The sequence below is a fragment of the Flavobacterium sp. genome (genome assembly GCF_044338735.1).
Taxonomy (GTDB): Bacteria; Bacteroidota; Bacteroidia; order Flavobacteriales; family Flavobacteriaceae; genus Flavobacterium.
Genome location: NZ_JBIIWV010000026.1, coordinates 1 through 18596, shown reverse-complemented (window position 1 = coordinate 18596; position 18596 = coordinate 1). Strand labels below are relative to the sequence as shown.

Genomic DNA, 18596 nt, shown 5'->3' with positions numbered 1-18596 from the left:
GTCTTGCTCTTGAGAAACCATTACTTCTTCTTGGATCTCCAGTAATATTAGAAATATTATATAATCCAGGAACTGTTAAGTTATCTCCACCTACAGAAGTAAATTGAGACATTCTGTCTTGAATATTGTTACCAATGTTTGCTTTAAATGAAATTTTATCAGTTAACATATAGTCAAAATTCACTAATAAATCACCGTAAAAATTTCTTGCATTAGAATTTGAAGCATCAAATGTAGAAACTACAGTATGATCACCACCACCTACTTGTAATAAATCCACATATGCATTGGTATAAGATAAACCATTAGACTGACTAATTTGAACGTTAGCAGTATAGTTAAAATTGATATGACTATTTAATTTGTAGTTTAAAGTACCAATTAAATTAACAAAATCAGATCTATTCAAATTTCTAACATTATCTCTCAACCAGAATGGGTTGCTATAATATGAAGTCCAGTGACCTGCTTGTCCAGAATTTTCAAAACGACCTACAGGAATATTTGTAGCAGTTTGTAATAAATCTGTAAACAAACTAGAAGAGGTAGTTTCAGTTCTAGAAGAAATGTAATTAGCATTTCCTTCAATAGTCCATTTTCCAAACTCTTTACCAGCTCTGAATAAGAAAGAACTTCTATCTAACTCATCACCTTTTACTACGAATGCAGTATTTTGTTTGTTAGCAGACAATAACACATAACCATCCTTTAGAGTACCACCACTTAAAGAGATACCATTTTGAAATAATGTTCCTGTTTGAAAGAATTCTTTGATATTGTCTTTAATTGGAGAATATGGAGCCATAATGTAAGTTCCATCAGCTTGAGCTAAACCAACTGGTCTAACTACACCGTCCATTTCAGCACCCCAACCACCATTCTCATAAGAGATGTGTTGACCGTTCCATCCTTGACCGTAACGTTGTTGTCTAACAGGTAAATAAGCTACTTCTTCAAAATCCATTGATGAATTTAAAGCAATTCTTAATTTACCACTTTTAGCACCTTTTTTAGTTGAAACAACAATTACACCGTTTCTACCTTGTTCACCATAAAGAGCCGCACCTTGCATCCCTTTAATAACGTTAGTAGATTCAATTAATTCAGGAGCAATAGATTGTAAAACTCCAGCAGTAGAGATAACATTATCAATAACTACTAAAGCTTCGTTACTACCAGAAATAGATCTAGTACCACGTAAAACAATACTTGTTGTTGCATTTACACCATTATTAGTAGTGTTAATTTGCAATCCTGATACTTTTCCAGCCAACGACTGAACAACGTTTGGATTGGCAGCTTGTGTTAACTCCTTAGCGTTAACCACTTGATTTGATGAAGTAATTGCATCTTGTTTTTTCTTGATACCAACAGCACCAGTTACTTCAACAGCTCTTAATTCTTCAACATCTGCTACCAAAGTAACTTTGTAAGAATTTGCAGCACCAATTGTAATATTAGCTGATTTCTTACCTGCGTAAGACACCACTAATACTTCACCTTGTTTTACACTGATGGAAAAATTTCCATCAAAATCCGTTGCTGTACCACGTTTTGTACCTTTAACAACAACGTTTGCACCGGGAACAGGTCCTAGTTCGTCAGAAACTACGCCTGTTACAGTTTTGTCTTGCGCGAACGAAAACTGCATTGTAAACGCTAATAAAAGCGTAAAAATCCATTTGAACTTCGATCTCATATTAAATTTATTTGAGTTAGTTATTCCGCAAACTTCTTAATTATTTCTTAAATAAACAAATTTTAATACAAAATATTACAATTTTATTTATGTTAAAGTTTTGGACAAAAAAAACATATTATTGAATAATCTGATTATAAACATAAATATATCTCATAAAAGTAACCCTAAAAGTTATATTTTTGTCAAAAAAAAGAATGTTAACTAAACGTTATGGCAAATTAAAATGGGAATGTGGAACCGATGAGGCAGGAAGAGGTTGTCTTGCAGGTCCGGTTACTGCTGCTGCTGTCATTTTGCCTGAAAGCTTTGAACATGAAATACTTAACGACTCAAAACAACTTTCTGAAAGAACACGCGCTTTATTAAAACCAATAATCGAAGCAAATGCTATTTCATTTGCAGTAACTCATATATATAATTTAGAAATAGACGAAATCAATATTTTGAATGCATCAATGAAAGCAATGCAGGAGTCTGTTTTACAACTTAATCCGTTACCAAACTATATAATAGTAGATGGTAATCGTCCATTAAATGGAAAATTAGGCATGAAACAAAAAACAGGGAAGATTTTTACACCTAATGAAATTGAACTATTAAAATCAATTCCAAGCACAAGCATCATAAAAGGGGATAGTAAATTTTTGAGTATTGCTGCTGCGTCGATTTTAGCAAAAACTTATCGCGATGAATATATGAATATCATTCATGAAGAGTTTCCTATGTATCATTGGAATAAAAACAAAGGTTATCCTACCAAAGATCATAGAGAAGCCATCAAAAAGCATGGCCCGTGTAAATATCATCGAATGAGTTTTCGACTCTTGCCAGAACAGTTGGCTTTGGATTTATGATTGAAGATTAACGATTTTAGATTTTAGTAGTAAAAATCTCCGCTTCAAACAAAAACTCTAAATGTTTCAGAATTTTTTCTTTAACTTCTTGTTCGTTTACTTCTTTTCCCAATTCAACATGCATAGAAGTTACTGCCTTGCCGCGTATTCCACAAGGAACAATATTATCAAAATATCCTAAATTAGCATTTACATTCAATGCAAAGCCATGCATAGTTACCCAACGTGATGCACGAACCCCCATAGCACAAATTTTTCTGGCAAAAGGTGTTCCTACATCAAACCAAACTCCGGTTTCTCCTTCGCTTCGTGTTCCGTGTAAACCATATTCTGCAAGCGTTAAAATAATAGCTTCTTCTAAAAATCGTAAATATTTATGAATATCTGTAAAAAAGTTTTCCAAATCTAAAATAGGATACCCTACAATTTGACCTGGTCCGTGATACGTAATATCGCCTCCCCTATTTATTTTATAAAAGGTTGCTTCTTTTTCTGATAATTGTTTTTCTGATAATAATAAATTTGACAGGTCGCCGCTTTTCCCCAAAGTATATACATGCGGATGCTCTACATAGAGCAGAAAGTTGGGAGTTGGAAGTTGGGAATTGGATTGTCTATTTTGAATTTTGATATCAACAATTTCTTTGAACAAGACTTCTTGATAATCCCAAGTTTCTTTGTAATCTTTTATACCTAAATCTTGCAGTTGTACTTTTTTGTTCATTTTAAACGAAATTGTGTTTTGAAAAAGTTTTACAAAGATACAAATAGTTTTTTGATGGAAGTTGGGAGATGGAAGTTGGGAGATGGATGTTGGAAGATGGATGTTGGAAGAATTAAAAGCGAAAGTTGACCCGAGGCGAAGCCAAATGGAGCGGAGCTAAACCTGAAACTTTGAACTATAAAATCGAAACTTTGAACTTGAAACAAAATAAATTATCTTTGCATGTTAAAATACAATACTATGCAACTTTCGGAACAAGAAATCATTAGAAGAGACAAGTTAAACGCTTTGCGCGAATTAGGAATTAACCCTTATCCTGCAGACTTATTTCCTGTAAACCATACTTCAAAGCAAGTGAAGGCCAATTTTACAGAAGGTAAAAAAGTTATTTTAGCAGGTCGTTTAATGAGTGTTCGTGATCAAGGTAAAGCCGCTTTTGCTGAAATTCAAGATAGCGAAGGCAGAATGCAAGTATATTTTAACAGAGATTTTATTTGCCAAGGTGAAGACAAAACACTTTACAATCAGGTTTTTAAAAAATTAACCGATTTAGGTGATTTTATTGGAATTGAAGGCGAATTGTTTATGACGAAAGTCGGAGCGATGTGTGTTCGTGTGGATGATTTTAAAATGTTGAGCAAAACATTGAAACCGCTTCCATTGCCGAAAACCGACGAAGAAGGCCATGTATTTGATGCGTTTACCGATCCTGAATTACGTTACCGAATGCGCTATGTTGATTTAGTCGTGAATCCGCAGGTGAAAGAAGTTTTTGTAAAAAGAACAAAATTATTTACAGCCATGCGAACGTTTTTCAACGAAGCAGGCTACATGGAAGTCGAAACTCCGGTTTTACAGTCGATTCCTGGTGGAGCTGCAGCGCGCCCGTTTATTACACATCACAATAGTTTAGATATTCCATTATTCATGCGAATTGCTAACGAATTATATTTAAAAAGATTAATCGTTGGAGGATTTGACGGAGTTTACGAATTTTCGAAAAACTTCCGTAACGAAGGAATGGACAGAACTCACAATCCAGAATTTACCGCCATGGAAATTTATGTAGCTTACAAAGACTACAATTGGATGATGGAAATGACCGAAAATTTGCTCGAATATTGTACTACTCAAGTAAACGGAACTACCGAAGCTACTTTTGGCGAACATAAAGTAAACTTCAAAGCACCTTATGCAAGAGTTACCATGACCGATGCTATCAAACAATTTACTGGTTTTGATATTACCGGAAAATCGGAAGACGAATTGCGCGAAGCTGCAAAATCTTTGGGAATCGAAGTGAATGATACGATGGGTAAAGGAAAATTAATTGATGAAATTTTTGGTGAAAAATGTGAAGGAAACTTTATTCAACCAACATTCATTACCGATTATCCGAAAGAAATGTCGCCTTTATGTAAATCACACCGAGACAATCCTGAATTAACAGAGCGTTTTGAGTTAATGGTTTGTGGAAAAGAAATTGCGAATGCGTATTCCGAATTAAATGATCCAATTGACCAACGCGAACGTTTTGAAGCGCAAATGGCTTTAGCAGAAAAAGGAGATGATGAAGCCAACGGAATAATTGACGAAGATTTCTTACGCGCTTTAGAATATGGGATGCCACCAACTTCTGGTTTAGGAATTGGAATGGACCGATTAATCATGTTTTTAACGAATAATCCTTCGATTCAAGAAGTATTGTTTTTCCCACAAATGCGACCAGAAAAGAAAGGTCCTGAATTAACGGAAGATGAAAAACACATTATCGAAATTTTAAAAGCTAACGAAGGTATTTCAATTGGCGAATTAAAAATAAAAGCTGATTTAAGCGGAAAAAAATGGGATGCTGCCAGCAAAGGCATTAGCAAACACGGCTTAATGAAAATTACAGTCGATGGTGAAAATAAAATTGTAGAATATTTAGGAAAATAAAAAAAAGGGACTCAATTGAGTCCCTTTTTTATAAACTATAATTTAAATTTAAACTCCAGCGGTAATTAGCTTCTACATTGCCACCTGTTAAATTTTGTTGAATAGGTAGCATCACATTTGCACCCAGTGAAAATTTATCTTTCCCTATTTCAAAACCTAATTTTCCCATAAAAATATCGCCAGCTGTATTGCGCACTTTTTGTCCTAATTGATAATTGTCTTCATACACTTCTCCTGCAAAACCTAGTTGTGGCACAATAGAATACTTATCTTTTTCATATAAGTAAAAAAAAGTTGTTGCATAATTGAATTGGTTCCCAAAACGATACTGTTTTTCATTTTCGGTTTTGATTACATAATTCAACATGGTATTTAGTCCAAATTGTTTTCTTTTCACAACATATTCTGTTGCCAATAAAAAATCCCAACTACCCGTTCCTACTTGGTAACTTGGATTAACACTTCCATTATTAGCTTGGTCAAATTTTCCAAATGGAATTTTTACACCTCCCCCTAATTGCAAAGTATGAACTAAAACTGTACTGTCTTTGTGGGTTTGATATATTTTATACATTCCTAAAACGGTAGCGTCTCCAATACCTGAAATAGATTGTTTTCCACTGGCTGTTTCTCGATTGTGAAAATGATAAGGCAATAATGCAGAAACTTGAAAATTTTTAACCACCGGAAAGCGAGCCCATACTTGAATAGTGTTGAAATTTTCAGCATACCAGGGCGAATTTGAATACAATCCGTCAGTACTTTTGTATGATTGATTAAAATACCGTATTCCGATGAAATTTGTGTTTAACATGGAAGCAAATCCCATACTTCCGCCGCTTGCCGAACAACCACAAGCATCGCAATCCTCTAAAAGAGTATTGGAAAATTGAGGTAGTTTTAAAAATGGGTTAATTGTTGACAAACTGTCATTTTCGGTTGTAAATCCATATTGAAAAATCAATAGGAAAATGATGATATATTTTTTCATTTTAAAATTCGGCAAATTTTGGATTAGTTAAAAATTCAGTATCAGTTAGCGTCTTTAAAAAAGCTATTAACTGAGTTTTTTCGGTTTGGCTTAGTGGAATTCCTAATGTTCCCGAATTATTTAAACTTGTATCTAAGTTTTGGGTTTGAGCAACTCCTGAAGCATAATGATCTAAAACGGCTTCTAGTGTATAAAAACGTCCGTCGTGCATGTAAGGTGCTGTTTTTTCAATATTTCTCAAACTTGGCACTTTAAATTTATATTTATCCTCGTCGAGTCCTGTAACTCGGTACCTTCCTTTGTCATTAATTGAAGGATTTATTGGCAATCCATTGTTTCTAAACGAATTATCAGTAAATATATCAGTAGCATGACAAGAAGCACATTTTTGATTAAAAACAGCATAACCGGCCAATTCTTGAGCTGTTAAAGTGCCGCCCGACTCGTTTCTTCTATACTTATCAAAACGTGAATTAGAGGATGTGAGTATCGTCATAAACTGAGCTAAGGCTTTTAGCATATTTTCGGAATTAATTTCACCATTTGTAAACGCTTGTTTGTATAATTTTTTATACGCCGAATCATTCTTCATCATGTTGATGATTTCTATGATATTGCCGTTCATTTCTAGTTCGTTTGAAATAGGTGCCATAGACAATAATTCTATATGATCGGCTGCTCCGTCCCAAAAAAACTGGGTTTGATAGGCCATGTTTTGAATAGGAGGTGCATTACGCACACCTACTCCATCGCCCACACCATGACTAAACGTGTGTCCGTGGTGTGTAAAAGCATCTTCTTGAATGTGACAAAAGCCACAAGACACAACTCCGTCTGAAGCCAAACGACCATCATAAAATATTTTTTTTCCCAATTCAAATTCTTTTTCGGTTAAAGGATTATCAGCCATATTATAGGCTAATGGAGGAAAATTTGAAGGCACTTGATATTCTATTGGAATGTTTTGGTATTCAGTATCGTCTTTGTCTGAGGTACAACTCAAAAAAAGAAATAAGAAAAGCACACCGAAATAAGTCTTTTTCATAAGTGAGGTAAATTAGCCCAGATGGGAATGAAAAGCCCGTAAAGGAAAAACAAATTGATTTTGTTGTTAAAAAATGGCGACCAAAGAAGCCTGTTTTTTAGCTTACAAAATATTTGTTTTTCCTGCGGACTTGCAATGCACAGCTGGATTAGCTTCTAATTAAATTAATCGTTGTGAACGTGTTCTACTTCAAAAAGCGAAGGAACATTGTTTGCGGAAATGTTTTGTACTTTAGTACCGCCCATAACGTCTAAGCCTTCTTCAAAGTTGATTACTGTAGTGCCATCGATTACTTTTTTCAAATCGGCCATGATGTGCACTTGTGGTGTAATGTTTGTTCTTACTAAAGCGTTGTCTGGTAAATTAAGCGTAACTTCGGTATAATTGTAAATAGTTCCTGTTTTACCTGTATGCACTCTAAAATTAGCATTAGTATGAGAAGTTGAAGTTACACTTCCTTCAAATTTAATAAACTTGTACCCTGCAGCCCAAGACCATGTCATGCCTAATCCTTGCGCTATTTCCCACATACCGTTTTGACCACTTGCTCCTGCATCGAATTGTGCCTGATCTACGCCCACTCCAAAAGTAACTTTGTTGTAATTTCCGGCTGGAATGTTTGGTAAATTAAGAATAGTACTCGCAGCATTTGCTTCGTTTACAAAGAAATAACTTTGAGATTTTGGCACGGTATAAGTTGAACCATCTGTTTTAGTTAATACAATATTGCTTATGATATAAATGGCATTGTTAATTTTTACTATTTCACCATTTGAGTTGGTATAAGGTGTGTTGAAAGCTAAATTGCTACTTCCGTATACGTTATCAAATTCTAATTTTAGGTTGCCCTGACCTGTAATTTCGTTGTTGTCATCGTCTGAACATGAAGTGAATACTAAAGCTAAAGCTATTACAGCTACTATATTTTTTAATTGAAATTTCATTTTGAAAATTTTTTTAGTTTTAAATTTTTTACATAATTAAGTATGCTTAAAAAAGTGAATTTATAAGCAAGATGGACACAAGTATCCTGATCGATTCTGAATTTTTGAATCGATTTAAAAAAATTAAACTAAAAATGTGGGCGGATGAAAGATAGACTGTATTGCGTTTGAAGCATATAAATTCTGATAATCAGAATCTATATTTTTGTTTGTGAAAACTGTTTGTTTAGCAAAAGTTATTGCTTTAAAATCAACACAAAACATAGTTTCAATTTCTTGCTTAACGTTTTGTTTTTTGTCGGAAGAAGTTGATTTTTCTTCTTCAGCAGCTTTTGCTAATTGCTTAGCCAAGTGACATTTACCGTTACATTTAAGCGCAGGTTTCTCCTTGTTTTCACAAAGCTCTTTTACAATATAGTCATAATTAATAACATATTCCAAAAACGGAATGGCGGGCTTTGCCAGCATAAAAAAAGCGATTAAAACGACTAAATTTTTCACACTGCAAATATACAAATGCTTTATATAAAAAATACTACAAGACTATTATTATTTTGAGATTAAACCTTTTTAAAAAAGATGGGTCTTATAATCAAACCCTTAAATAAAAAGAACCTATGAAAAAATTAATTGTAACAATCGTTTTAGTAATTTCATCGCTATCATTTGCACAAGAAAATAGTAAATTGAGTCCTCAACAACAAACAGAATTACAAGTCAAAAAAATGACTTTGGATTTAGATTTAGATACTAAACAACAAAATGAACTCAAAACCATTCTACTTGAACAAAACAAAAAAAGAGCGACTAAAATAGCCGAACTAAAAGATAAAAAGAAACAAGGAGTAAAACTTTCTGTAGATGAAAAGTTTGATCTGAAAAGTAAAATGCTTGATGATAAAATTGAACATAAAGCCCGAATGAAAAAAATTCTAAAACCAGAACAATTTCAAAAATGGGAAAAACATCAAGAAAATAGAAAAAAAAATGACCAAAAAAAGTCAAAACAGAAAAGACAAAAGAAAGGCTAGTTCTAAAGTTGAAGAATAGTTTGATTTGTTTTTTGGTTATTTCAAAAAAAACAATTAGATTTGGATTTGAATACTAAAGAAAAAATTATGAAAAACATATTTGCTATAATTGTATTATTTCTTGCCTTTACAAATGCTGTTGCCGCTCAAGAATCAAATAAAAAAGATCCTAACATTTTAGCAAAAAATGAAACAAATTTAATTTTAAAGTCAATTGTACTAGATAACGAAATAGTAATTTTAATTAATGGTTTATTAATTTACAAACACGAAACTGTATTGAAATATCCAGAAAGAAAAGAAGAAGTAGCCCTTACAATTAGTGATAAATTAAAAGGCATTTTAACTACAGAACAATTTTCAAAAGTTAAAAAAGATAAAGTTTTATTTAACGATTTATTATATTAAAAAATGTCCCAAATTGGGACATTTTTTTTATAACTCTTTTGCTGTTTCTGCAATTGCATTAATTGTAAAATCTAAATCTTCATAGGTTAAAGCATCAGTAATGAACCAAGTTTCATAGGCCGAAGGGGCAATATACACACCGCGCTTTAGTAAGCCGTGAAAAAACTTTTTAAATGTTTCGTTATCGCCATTTTTAGCCGTGGCAAAATCATAAACAGGATTTGCATCAAAATGAACTGAAATCATAGATCCTACCCTATTTATTGTATGAATTACATTTGCTTCCGATAATACTTTTTTAATTCCAATTTCTAAATAGGCTGTTTTTTCTTCTAAACGAGAGAACAAAGAAATATCCGTATTAATTGCTTTAAGCATTTCTAATCCGGCTGCCATAGCTAATGGATTTCCTGATAAGGTTCCTGCTTGATATACTGGGCCAAGTGGCGCTAAATAATTCATAATTGCTGAACGAGCAGCAAAAGCACCTACTGGCAAACCTCCACCTATCACTTTTCCAAAACAAACGATATCGGCTTTAATTCCGTACAACTCTTGAACACCACCTTTTGCTAAACGAAATCCTGTCATTACTTCGTCAAAAATAAGCAAGGTTCCGTTTTCAGAACAAATAGTTCTTAAATCTTCTAAAAAACCGCTTTTTGGAGGAATACACCCCATATTTCCCGCAACAGGTTCAACAATAATTGCAGCAATTTCATTTTTATTCGATTCAAATAAAGCTTTTACATTTTCGATATCATTGTAATTTGCTAACAAAGTATCTTTTGCTGTTCCTGCAGTAACTCCAGGGCTATTTGGCACACCAAAAGTACTCAATCCGCTCCCTGCAGCTATTAAAAAAGAGTCGGAATGACCATGATAACAACCTGAAAATTTAATTATTTTGTCGCGCTTTGTAAATCCTCTTGCTAAGCGAATGGCACTCATACAAGCTTCTGTACCCGAATTTACAAATCGTATTTTATCAATATTAGGAACCATTGAAATGGCTAATTTGGCTATTTGAGTCTCCAATTCGGTAGGCATCCCAAAGGAAGTTCCTTTTTTTGCCTTTTCAATAACTGCATTAACAACAGGTTCATAGGCATGACCTAAAATCATTGGGCCCCAAGAATTAATATAATCGATCAACCTATTTCCATCTTCATCATATAAGTAGGCGCCTTTTGCTTCTTTTACAAAAATAGGCGTTCCTCCAACTCCTTTAAATGCTCTCACAGGAGAATTTACGCCACCCGGAATTACTTTATTTGCTTCAACAAATAACTCGCTACTTCTTTTGTATAACATTACTGAATTTTTATTTTTTGACCTATAGAAATTGTAGTATCTATAAGATTATTCTTCTGTTTTAAATCTTCTACTGTTAGATTGAATTTTTTTGACAACGAATACAGAGTATCGCCTTGTTGAATGGTGTAATAACCTTCAGAATTCTCAATTAACGGATCATTTTTTACGGTAATATAATTTCGGTTCAACACTTCATTATCATACTTATACAGTTCAAAACGCTCAATTAATCCAATTAACTTATCGGGATATTTTACATCTGTAGCATAACCCGCAGCTTTTAATCCTTTAGCCCAAGATTGATAATCGCCTTTGTCCAATTTAAACAAAGTGGCATACCTGCTTCGTGAAGTTAAAAATAAGGAATGATCTTTATATGATTCTGAGGGTTGCGCATATTTTCTAAAACACTCTTGTTCGGCATCGTCATCGTGTTTTACGCTATCGCCTGTCCAACCTTTGTGGCATTTAATCCCGAAATGATTGTTAGCAGATTGTGCTAATTTGCCTTTTCCAGCTCCCGATTCTAAAATTCCTTGCGCTAAAATTATACTCGCTGGAATACCGTGTGTTTTCATGCTATTTTTTGCAATCTCATGAAAACTGGCAACATATAGCTTAATTTCCTCTTCATAGGTTTTTACATTTGAAGTTGCTTCTAATTGAATTTCAGCACCATTGGGTGATTTCCCAGAAGTAGTTTGCGTTTTCGAAGTTCCAGTTTCGCTCTTTGAAACATTCTTTTTGTTTTTTGTTGTACTGGTTTTGGTGCTCGATGTAGTTCTAATAATAGACTTTGAACTAGAACAACTCAACACCAATAACATCATTAAAAATAAACCGATTTTATTAATCATTATACTGTATTGTTTTTTTATTTTTTGCACTTAAAGCGTGATTCATTCCTGCAATTCCCTGTAAACCACCTGTATGAATGGCTAAAATTTTTGAATTAGGTGGAAAATGATTGTTTTGGATTAAATCAATTATACCAAAAATCATTTTTCCGGTGTAAACAGGATCTAATGGAATTTTAGTCTCTTGATAAAAACCATTTAAAAAATCTATTAGTTCCTCTGAAACTTTTCCATATCCTCCAAAATGATAGGTACAATTTACGTACCAATTTTTTTTCTGCACAAAATTACAAATTACCTCAGATAAAAAATCACCTTTTAACGAAGAAAATCCAATAATTTGTTGATTTTCACTTGAAGAGTTAATAATTCCAGAAATTGTTCCAGCAGTTCCAACGGCACAACAAATGTGTGAAAATTCATTTTTATCTTCAGAGGTCAATATTTCTTTGCAACCTTTTATTGCCAAATCATTAGTTCCTCCCTCTGGAATGAGGTAAAACGAGCCAAACATCTGTTCTAATTTCGATAAAAATTCAGGTGAAGTTTTATCACGATAGATTTTTCGATCTGTAAAATGAAATTGCATTCCGCTTTCATGAGCAAATTGTAATGAAGGATTTTCTCCAATTTTATCAAATAATTCTTCACCTCTAATCACTCCAATAGTTTCAAAACCAAATTCTTTTCCAGCACCGGCAACAGCAACAATATGATTTGAAAAAGCCCCGCCAAAAGTGAGCAATTTTTTATATCCTAATCGTTTTGCTTCGGCTAAATTATATTTTAATTTTCTAAATTTATTCCCAGAAATTATGGGATGCAACAAATCATCTCTTTTTATAAAAAGTTCAATTCCATTAGGAAAATGAATCGGTATTTTTTGATTACTTGATTTCATAAATAAAAATAATTGTTTCGTCATGTAAATATTTAAAAACTAATACAATCATTTGATGCAAAGTTCCTAAATTTGTAGCTATGAACAATAAAATAGATCCAAATAATTTAAAAGAAGGAGAAGATTTTTATTACACTCCTGAAGGATATAAATGTTTTACTGAAAAATACCATTTAAAACGTGGCTATTGCTGTAAAAGTGGTTGCCGACATTGTCCCTATGGCTTTGATAAAAAAACAGGAACTTTGAAAAAGTAATCAGAATTCAGTCGCAGTTTACAGTAAAAAATTACAACATACAACATACAATAATACATCAAAAATGACATTTCAAGAACAAATAGCAGAAGGTATTCCAGCGGTGTTGCCGCAACCAAAAGCTTATGATACAACCATAAATCATGCGCCTAAGCGAAAAGAAATTCTTTCAACAGAAGAAAGAAAATTAGCTTTAAAAAACGCTTTACGCTATTTTGATGCCAAACATCATGCAACTTTGCTTCCTGAATTTAGAGCCGAATTAGAACAATATGGCCGAATTTATATGTATCGATTTCGTCCTGATTACGAAATGAAAGCTAGACCTATTTCTGAATATCCAGGAAATTCTGAGCAGGCAAAAGCCATTATGTTGATGATACAAAATAATTTAGATTATGCAGTAGCACAACATCCTCATGAATTAATTACTTATGGAGGAAATGGTGCTGTTTTTCAAAATTGGGCACAGTATTTACTTACCATGAAATATTTGTCTGAAATGACAGACGAACAAACGTTATCTATGTATTCTGGTCATCCGATGGGATTATTTCCTTCACATAAAGAAGCGCCAAGAGTTGTAGTTACCAACGGAATGGTTATTCCAAATTACTCTAAACCAGATGATTGGGAAAAAATGAATGCGTTAGGCGTGTCGCAATATGGTCAAATGACTGCAGGAAGTTATATGTATATTGGACCTCAAGGTATTGTTCATGGAACTACAATTACCGTTTTAAACGGTTTTCGAAAAATAAAAAAATCACCAAAAGGAGGTTTATTTGTTACCTCAGGATTAGGCGGAATGTCTGGCGCACAGCCAAAAGCAGGAAATATAGCGGGTTGTGTTACCGTTTGTGCGGAAGTCAACCCTAAAATTACAAACATTCGTCATTCTCAAGGATGGATAAACGAAGTAATTGAAGACATTACACTTTTAGTAGCGAGAGTTAGAAAAGCAATGGAAACCAATGAAGTAGTTTCTATTGCTTATTTAGGAAATGTGGTAGATGTTTGGGAACGATTTGATGCAGAAAATGTACATATCGATTTAGGTTCTGACCAAACGTCACTTCACAATCCTTGGGCAGGTGGCTACTACCCTATTGGATTTACATTTGACGAGTCTAATGAAATGATGGCAAATAATCCAAATCAATTTAAAGAAGAAGTACAAAAAACATTGCGTCGTCATGCAATGGCAATTAATAAACATACGGATAAAGGTACCTATTTCTTTGACTATGGAAACGCTTTTTTACTAGAAGCTTCAAGAGCAGGTGCTGATGTTTTTGCAGAAAATCATATCGATTTTAAATACAATAGTTACGTACAAGACATTATGGGTCCGATGTGTTTTGATTACGGTTTTGGACCATTTCGATGGGTTTGTGCCTCAGGAAATCCTGAAGATTTAGCTAAAACTGATGCAATTGCATGTGCTGTTTTAGAAGAAATGATGAAAACTTCTCCAGAAGAAATTCAGCAACAAATGGCAGACAATATTCAGTGGATTAAAGGCGCACAAGAAAATAAATTAGTGGTAGGATCGCAAGCCAGAATATTATATGCCGATGCAGAAGGACGAATTAAAATTGCAAAAGCTTTTAATCAAGCAATAGCTCGTGGAAAAATTGGTATGGTAATTTTAGGTAGAGACCATCATGATGTTTCTGGTACAGATTCGCCATACAGAGAAACATCAAATATTTATGACGGTTCCCGATTTACAGCCGATATGGCTATACAAAATGTAATTGGCGATAGTTTTCGAGGTGCCACTTGGGTATCTATTCATAATGGCGGCGGTGTTGGCTGGGGCGAAGTCATAAACGGTGGTTTTGGCATGCTTCTTGATGGAACTAAAGAAGCATCTAAACGTTTGGAAATGATGTTGTTTTGGGATGTAAACAATGGAATATCGAGAAGAAATTGGGCTAGAAATGAAGGGGCAATATTTGCTATAAAACGCGCAATGGAAACGCAACCTTTATTACGAGTAACTTTACCTAATTTAGTTGATGATTCATTATTTAATTAAAATTAACAGAATCTTTAACCCTAAAATTAATTTGTATGAAAACATTAAAATTACTTTCGCTAATTATTTTAATTACTTTATCATCATGTAGTTCGGTAAGAGTAAATGCAGATTATGATAAAAAAGTTAGTTTCACCAATTTTAAGTCATACGCTTATTTGAAAAGTGGAATAGATAAAGCCGAAATTTCAGATTTAGATAAAAAACGAATTCTTAATGCTATTGACGAAATAATGCCTACAAAAGGACTATCAAAATCAGAAAATCCAGATGTATTAATAAGTATTTTCACAAAAGAAAGAGAGCGCGTAGATGTTTATCAAAACTATGGCTTTGGATGGGGCTGGAATCCATACTGGGGAATGGGATATTCAAATGTAATAACTACCCCTGAAGGCACTTTGTTTATTGATATTATAGATGCTAAAACTAAAGAATTGGTTTGGCAAGGAGAAGGCAGTGGTTATCTCACAAAAAACACTGAAAAAAAAGATGCAAGAATTAAAGAATTTGTATCAAAAATTTTAGAACAATATCCTCCTAAATAAGTTACAGAGATACTTTTTACCACATATTACATATATTCCTAAAAAAAAGATTGAAAGCTATTTTAATTGATACATCTATTTTTTTAATAAATGAATTTTATAGTAATGAGATTTAGCTTAGTTAATTAATAATACTTTAATTTGCAGGATATTATAATTATTTATAAGTAAAAAGTTTAAGTTAAATATTTAAGTTAAAAAGTAGATATGTACAAACATGCGCTCACATTTTTATTATTATTTATAATTACAAATGGATATTCTCAATATTTTTCTACACAAGGAACTGCTCAATTATCTAGTAATAATCCTGTAACCTATAGAATTACTCCAAATTCAAATGCAACTTCTGGTTTAATAACTAATTACTTTCCATTAGATTTATCTGCTTCATTTGAATTAAATTTCGATATGAATTTTGGCGCACTTGATGGAAACGGAGCAGATGGAATGACCTTTTTTTTATCCAATTTATGCAGTCCTGGATTAACTAGTGGTGGAGGTCTTGGTCTTCCAGCAGTTAATAATCTTTTGGTTGTAGAATTTGACACCTATGATAATGGCACATCATTTGGCGATATACCTCAAGACCACATAGGCATTTATAAAAGTGGTTTTACAACCCTTTCAAACCTAATAATTCAAGGTCAAACCGCACCAGTTTGCATGCTTAATAATTGTGGAAATGTAGAAGACAATACGTTCATTCCTATTAGAATAAAATGGATTTATACAAGTGCTACCCAACAAAAAATAGAAGTGTATGTTAATGATATATTGAGAGCTACGTCTACTACTGCAAACCATATAGCAAACACTTTTTTGGGAAATAATACCGTTTTTTGGTCCATATCAGGTTCTACGGGAGGATTATCAAATTTACAACAGGTACGGTTTCCAACAATTAGTTCTTCAATTGAGGCCTGTATTGGTGAGACAGCTTCATTATCAGCACCAGTTTTAGGCTCAAATTATGTTTGGTCAAATAATTCTTCTACAACAAATAGTGCAAATTATACTATTACTACTAATGAATCTGTAAATTGTTCCTATACAGATTATTGTGGTCAAACAAAAAGTATTGGTTTTAATCTATTACCTCACGTAATTCCAACTCCTACAGTAGAAATAACGCAACCAAATTGCGGAACAAGTAATGGAAAAATAAAAATTTTAAGTCCTTTAAACAACTCAAGCTTACCAATTCCAACAGATTTATTTATTTCAGAAGTTTCCGATCATGATTTAGGGGCTTTAACGTACATTGAAATATATAACGGAACCGGAGTTTCTAAAAATTTAGCAAATTATAAAATAAAAATATATAATAACGGAAATACATTTACTTCTTGTGATTTCCCATTATCTGGTATTTTATTAAATAATGATGTATATGTAATAGCTATTGGAAGTTCAACAAATGAAGGTGGTGTTATTCCCGATTTAGTAGTTTCAACTTGCTCAGGTATAAATACAAACGACAATATTAGACTTACTTCAAACACTAATACTGAAATCGATTTATGGGGAAGAACTGACGGTAATGATTTTACTCCAAATAATGCTGATGGATATGTTTACAGAAGATTAGTAACTGCACCGCATCCAAGTTTAATTTGGAATCCTGCCGATTGGAATGCTATAGATCCGCAAGATTATTCAAATATAGGAACTTATCTTTATCAAACCAATTCTTTTGAATATAGTATTAACGGAACAAATTATCAATCAAATGTACTTTTTACAGGTTTACCTGCTGGAAATTATAATGTAACAGCTCATGAATTAATTTCTGGTTGCTATTCAAGCGTTTTAAATGTTCAGCTTACTATAATTCAACCTACTCAACCTACTCCAATAAATTGCTGGGATAATTTTGTGTTCAATGCTACAACTTGTATTTGGAATAATACGGGTTCGCAACCGGCTCAACCGACTCAAGTGAATTGTTGGGATAATTTTGTATTCAATGCTACAACTTGTTTATGGAATAATACCGGTACACAACCCGCTCAACCCGCTCAAGTTAATTGCTGGGATAATTTTGTGTTCAATGCTACAACTTGTGTTTGGAATAATACGGGTACTCAACCGGCTCAACCGGCTCAAGTGAATTGTTGGGATAACTTTGTGTTCAATGCTACAACTTGTGTTTGGAATAATACGGGTACTCAACCTGCTCAACCTGCTCAAGTGAATTGTTGGGATAATTTTGTATTCAATGCTACAACTTGTGTTTGGAATAATACGGGTACTCAACCTGCTCAACCTGCTCAAGTGAATTGTTGGGATAATTTTGTATTCAATGCTACAACTTGTGTTTGGAATAATACAGGTTCGCAACCAGCTCCTCCCGCTCAAGTGAATTGTTGGGATAACTTTGTGTTCAATGCTACAACTTGTTTATGGAATAATTCGGGTACACAACCGGCTCAACCAGCTCAAGTGAATTGCTGGGATAATTTTGTTTTCAATACCGCCACTTGTACCTGGAACAATATAGGTGCGCAACCAGCCGCTCCAACAATAATAACAACACCACCAACTTGCTTTGTAAATGCAACTGCTACAATAACAAATTATATTGCCACAAGCACTTATATATTTACTCCTTCTGGTCCAACTGTAAATTCAACTGGATCAATCTCTGGGATGACTTTTGGAACAAACTATACAGTTACTTCAGGAATTGGTGGTTGTATTTCCCTGTCTTCAGCATCATTCAGTATTAATGCAATTACTCCGATCTTACCAATTTTCGCTCAAGTAAATCCAGTTTGTCAAGGGGCAACGATTAACATACCCACCAGTTCTACAAATACGCCACCAATAGTTGGTGTTTGGAATTTGATTTCAAGTACGGCTAATGATGTTACTTATGAATTCACACCAAACGCAGGTCAATGTGCTTTAACTACCACGATGACTATTGTAGTACATCCACTTCCAACAGTTATTCCAAGTGTTATTACTCAGAGTTTTTGTTCGGGTGGCACAACCAACATTAATTTGTTAAGTAATGTTTCTGGCGCTAC

17 protein-coding genes are annotated in these 18596 nt (G+C 33.4%); 8 read left to right on the top strand and 9 right to left on the bottom strand.

All coding sequences use genetic code 11. The features are described from left to right. The coding region (locus ACIQZC_RS03280; protein WP_396137811.1) for a carboxypeptidase-like regulatory domain-containing protein at positions 1 to 1699 on the bottom strand (1699 nt) is incomplete at its 3' end. A 197-nt stretch (positions 1700 to 1896) separates the two neighbouring features. Here ACIQZC_RS03280 and ACIQZC_RS03275 point away from each other — a divergent pair. Then, on the top strand, positions 1897 to 2556 hold the full coding sequence (locus tag ACIQZC_RS03275; RefSeq protein WP_396137813.1) for a ribonuclease HII: 660 nt from the start codon (positions 1897 to 1899) through the stop codon (positions 2554 to 2556). A 16-nt stretch (positions 2557 to 2572) separates the two neighbouring features. Here the strand turns inward: ACIQZC_RS03275 and lipB are convergent, their stop codons facing one another. Further along, on the bottom strand, positions 2573 to 3280 hold the full coding sequence (lipB, locus tag ACIQZC_RS03270; protein WP_396137810.1) for a lipoyl(octanoyl) transferase LipB: 708 nt from the start codon (positions 3278 to 3280) through the stop codon (positions 2573 to 2575). A gap of 240 nt (positions 3281 to 3520) precedes the next feature. Between lipB and lysS the strand changes: the two genes are divergently transcribed. Then, positions 3521 to 5218, top strand: a complete 1698-nt coding sequence (lysS, locus tag ACIQZC_RS03265; RefSeq protein WP_396137812.1) for a lysine--tRNA ligase — start codon at positions 3521 to 3523, stop codon at positions 5216 to 5218. Between the two features lie 28 nt (positions 5219 to 5246). Here the strand turns inward: lysS and ACIQZC_RS03260 are convergent, their stop codons facing one another. The 4 genes from ACIQZC_RS03260 to ACIQZC_RS03245 all read right to left on the bottom strand — a co-directional run bounded on the left by ACIQZC_RS03260 (position 5247) and on the right by ACIQZC_RS03245 (position 8666). Next, positions 5247 to 6209: a transporter gene (locus tag ACIQZC_RS03260; protein WP_396137809.1), complete on the bottom strand. Its 963-nt coding sequence runs from the start codon at positions 6207 to 6209 to the stop codon at positions 5247 to 5249. A gap of 1 nt (position 6210) precedes the next feature. Further along, complete coding sequence (locus ACIQZC_RS03255) at positions 6211 to 7254, bottom strand: cytochrome-c peroxidase (protein ID WP_396137808.1); 1044 nt, start codon at positions 7252 to 7254, stop codon at positions 6211 to 6213. 164 nt (positions 7255 to 7418) lie between these two features. Continuing rightward, the gene (locus ACIQZC_RS03250) at positions 7419 to 8198 is read right to left on the bottom strand and encodes an MbnP family protein (RefSeq protein ID WP_396137807.1); all 780 of its coding nucleotides are present in this window, start codon (positions 8196 to 8198) and stop codon (positions 7419 to 7421) included. A 123-nt stretch (positions 8199 to 8321) separates the two neighbouring features. Beyond that, entirely contained in the window at positions 8322 to 8666 is a 345-nt protein-coding gene (locus ACIQZC_RS03245) for a hypothetical protein (protein WP_396137806.1), read from the bottom strand. A gap of 149 nt (positions 8667 to 8815) precedes the next feature. On the opposite strand from ACIQZC_RS03245, the gene ACIQZC_RS03240 reads away from it, so the two are divergent. Next, positions 8816 to 9229, top strand: a complete 414-nt coding sequence (locus ACIQZC_RS03240) for a Spy/CpxP family protein refolding chaperone (protein ID WP_396137805.1) — start codon at positions 8816 to 8818, stop codon at positions 9227 to 9229. Positions 9230 to 9316: 87 nt separating this feature from the next. Then, positions 9317 to 9637, top strand: coding sequence for a hypothetical protein (locus ACIQZC_RS03235; protein WP_396137804.1), 321 nt, complete (start codon positions 9317 to 9319; stop codon positions 9635 to 9637). 27 nt (positions 9638 to 9664) lie between these two features. On the opposite strand, the gene hemL is transcribed toward ACIQZC_RS03235, so the two are convergent. Genes hemL through ACIQZC_RS03220 form a run of 3 tightly spaced genes read right to left on the bottom strand, consistent with a single transcriptional unit; the run spans position 9665 to position 12736 of the window. Next, the gene (gene hemL, locus ACIQZC_RS03230) at positions 9665 to 10951 is read right to left on the bottom strand and encodes a glutamate-1-semialdehyde 2,1-aminomutase (RefSeq protein ID WP_396137803.1); all 1287 of its coding nucleotides are present in this window, start codon (positions 10949 to 10951) and stop codon (positions 9665 to 9667) included. After that, entirely contained in the window at positions 10951 to 11811 is an 861-nt protein-coding gene (locus tag ACIQZC_RS03225) for a glucosaminidase domain-containing protein (RefSeq protein ID WP_396137802.1), read from the bottom strand. The genes hemL and ACIQZC_RS03225 overlap by 1 nt, the downstream gene beginning before the upstream one ends. Next, positions 11804 to 12736 carry a 1-aminocyclopropane-1-carboxylate deaminase/D-cysteine desulfhydrase gene (locus ACIQZC_RS03220; RefSeq protein WP_396137801.1) on the bottom strand — a complete coding sequence of 311 codons (933 nt, stop codon included), beginning with the start codon at positions 12734 to 12736 and terminating at the stop codon, positions 11804 to 11806. Before ACIQZC_RS03220 ends, ACIQZC_RS03225 begins: the two co-directional genes overlap by 8 nt. Before the next feature lie 56 nt (positions 12737 to 12792). On the opposite strand from ACIQZC_RS03220, the gene ACIQZC_RS03215 reads away from it, so the two are divergent. The 4 genes from ACIQZC_RS03215 to ACIQZC_RS03200 all read left to right on the top strand — a co-directional run. Continuing rightward, on the top strand, positions 12793 to 12969 hold the full coding sequence (locus ACIQZC_RS03215; RefSeq protein WP_396137800.1) for a DUF5522 domain-containing protein: 177 nt from the start codon (positions 12793 to 12795) through the stop codon (positions 12967 to 12969). Positions 12970 to 13033: 64 nt separating this feature from the next. Beyond that, positions 13034 to 15013 carry a urocanate hydratase gene (locus tag ACIQZC_RS03210; RefSeq protein WP_396137799.1) on the top strand — a complete coding sequence of 660 codons (1980 nt, stop codon included), beginning with the start codon at positions 13034 to 13036 and terminating at the stop codon, positions 15011 to 15013. Between the two features lie 35 nt (positions 15014 to 15048). Then, positions 15049 to 15561, top strand: a complete 513-nt coding sequence (locus ACIQZC_RS03205; protein ID WP_396137798.1) for a DUF4136 domain-containing protein — start codon at positions 15049 to 15051, stop codon at positions 15559 to 15561. A gap of 207 nt (positions 15562 to 15768) precedes the next feature. Further along, the coding region (locus ACIQZC_RS03200; RefSeq protein WP_396137797.1) for a lamin tail domain-containing protein at positions 15769 to 18596 on the top strand (2828 nt) is incomplete at its 3' end.

Bases quoted from the DNA above. Each gene is read 5' to 3' on its own strand.
- ACIQZC_RS03225 (WP_396137802.1), bottom strand. From the start codon at position 11,811: ATGATTAATAAAATCGGTTTATTTTTAATGATGTTATTGGTGTTGAGT.
- ACIQZC_RS03240 (WP_396137805.1), top strand. From the start codon at position 8,816: ATGAAAAAATTAATTGTAACAATCGTTTTAGTAATTTCATCGCTATCA.
- ACIQZC_RS03250 (WP_396137807.1), bottom strand. From the start codon at position 8,198: ATGAAATTTCAATTAAAAAATATAGTAGCTGTAATAGCTTTAGCTTTA.
- lysS (WP_396137812.1), top strand. From the start codon at position 3,521: ATGCAACTTTCGGAACAAGAAATCATTAGAAGAGACAAGTTAAACGCT.
- ACIQZC_RS03235 (WP_396137804.1), top strand. From the start codon at position 9,317: ATGAAAAACATATTTGCTATAATTGTATTATTTCTTGCCTTTACAAAT.
- ACIQZC_RS03255 (WP_396137808.1), bottom strand. From the start codon at position 7,254: ATGAAAAAGACTTATTTCGGTGTGCTTTTCTTATTTCTTTTTTTGAGT.
- ACIQZC_RS03220 (WP_396137801.1), bottom strand. From the start codon at position 12,736: ATGACGAAACAATTATTTTTATTTATGAAATCAAGTAATCAAAAAATA.
- ACIQZC_RS03215 (WP_396137800.1), top strand. From the start codon at position 12,793: ATGAACAATAAAATAGATCCAAATAATTTAAAAGAAGGAGAAGATTTT.
- lipB (WP_396137810.1), bottom strand. From the start codon at position 3,280: ATGAACAAAAAAGTACAACTGCAAGATTTAGGTATAAAAGATTACAAA.
- ACIQZC_RS03275 (WP_396137813.1), top strand. From the start codon at position 1,897: ATGTTAACTAAACGTTATGGCAAATTAAAATGGGAATGTGGAACCGAT.
- ACIQZC_RS03205 (WP_396137798.1), top strand. From the start codon at position 15,049: ATGAAAACATTAAAATTACTTTCGCTAATTATTTTAATTACTTTATCA.
- ACIQZC_RS03210 (WP_396137799.1), top strand. From the start codon at position 13,034: ATGACATTTCAAGAACAAATAGCAGAAGGTATTCCAGCGGTGTTGCCG.
- ACIQZC_RS03260 (WP_396137809.1), bottom strand. From the start codon at position 6,209: ATGAAAAAATATATCATCATTTTCCTATTGATTTTTCAATATGGATTT.
- ACIQZC_RS03245 (WP_396137806.1), bottom strand. From the start codon at position 8,666: ATGCTGGCAAAGCCCGCCATTCCGTTTTTGGAATATGTTATTAATTAT.
- hemL (WP_396137803.1), bottom strand. From the start codon at position 10,951: ATGTTATACAAAAGAAGTAGCGAGTTATTTGTTGAAGCAAATAAAGTA.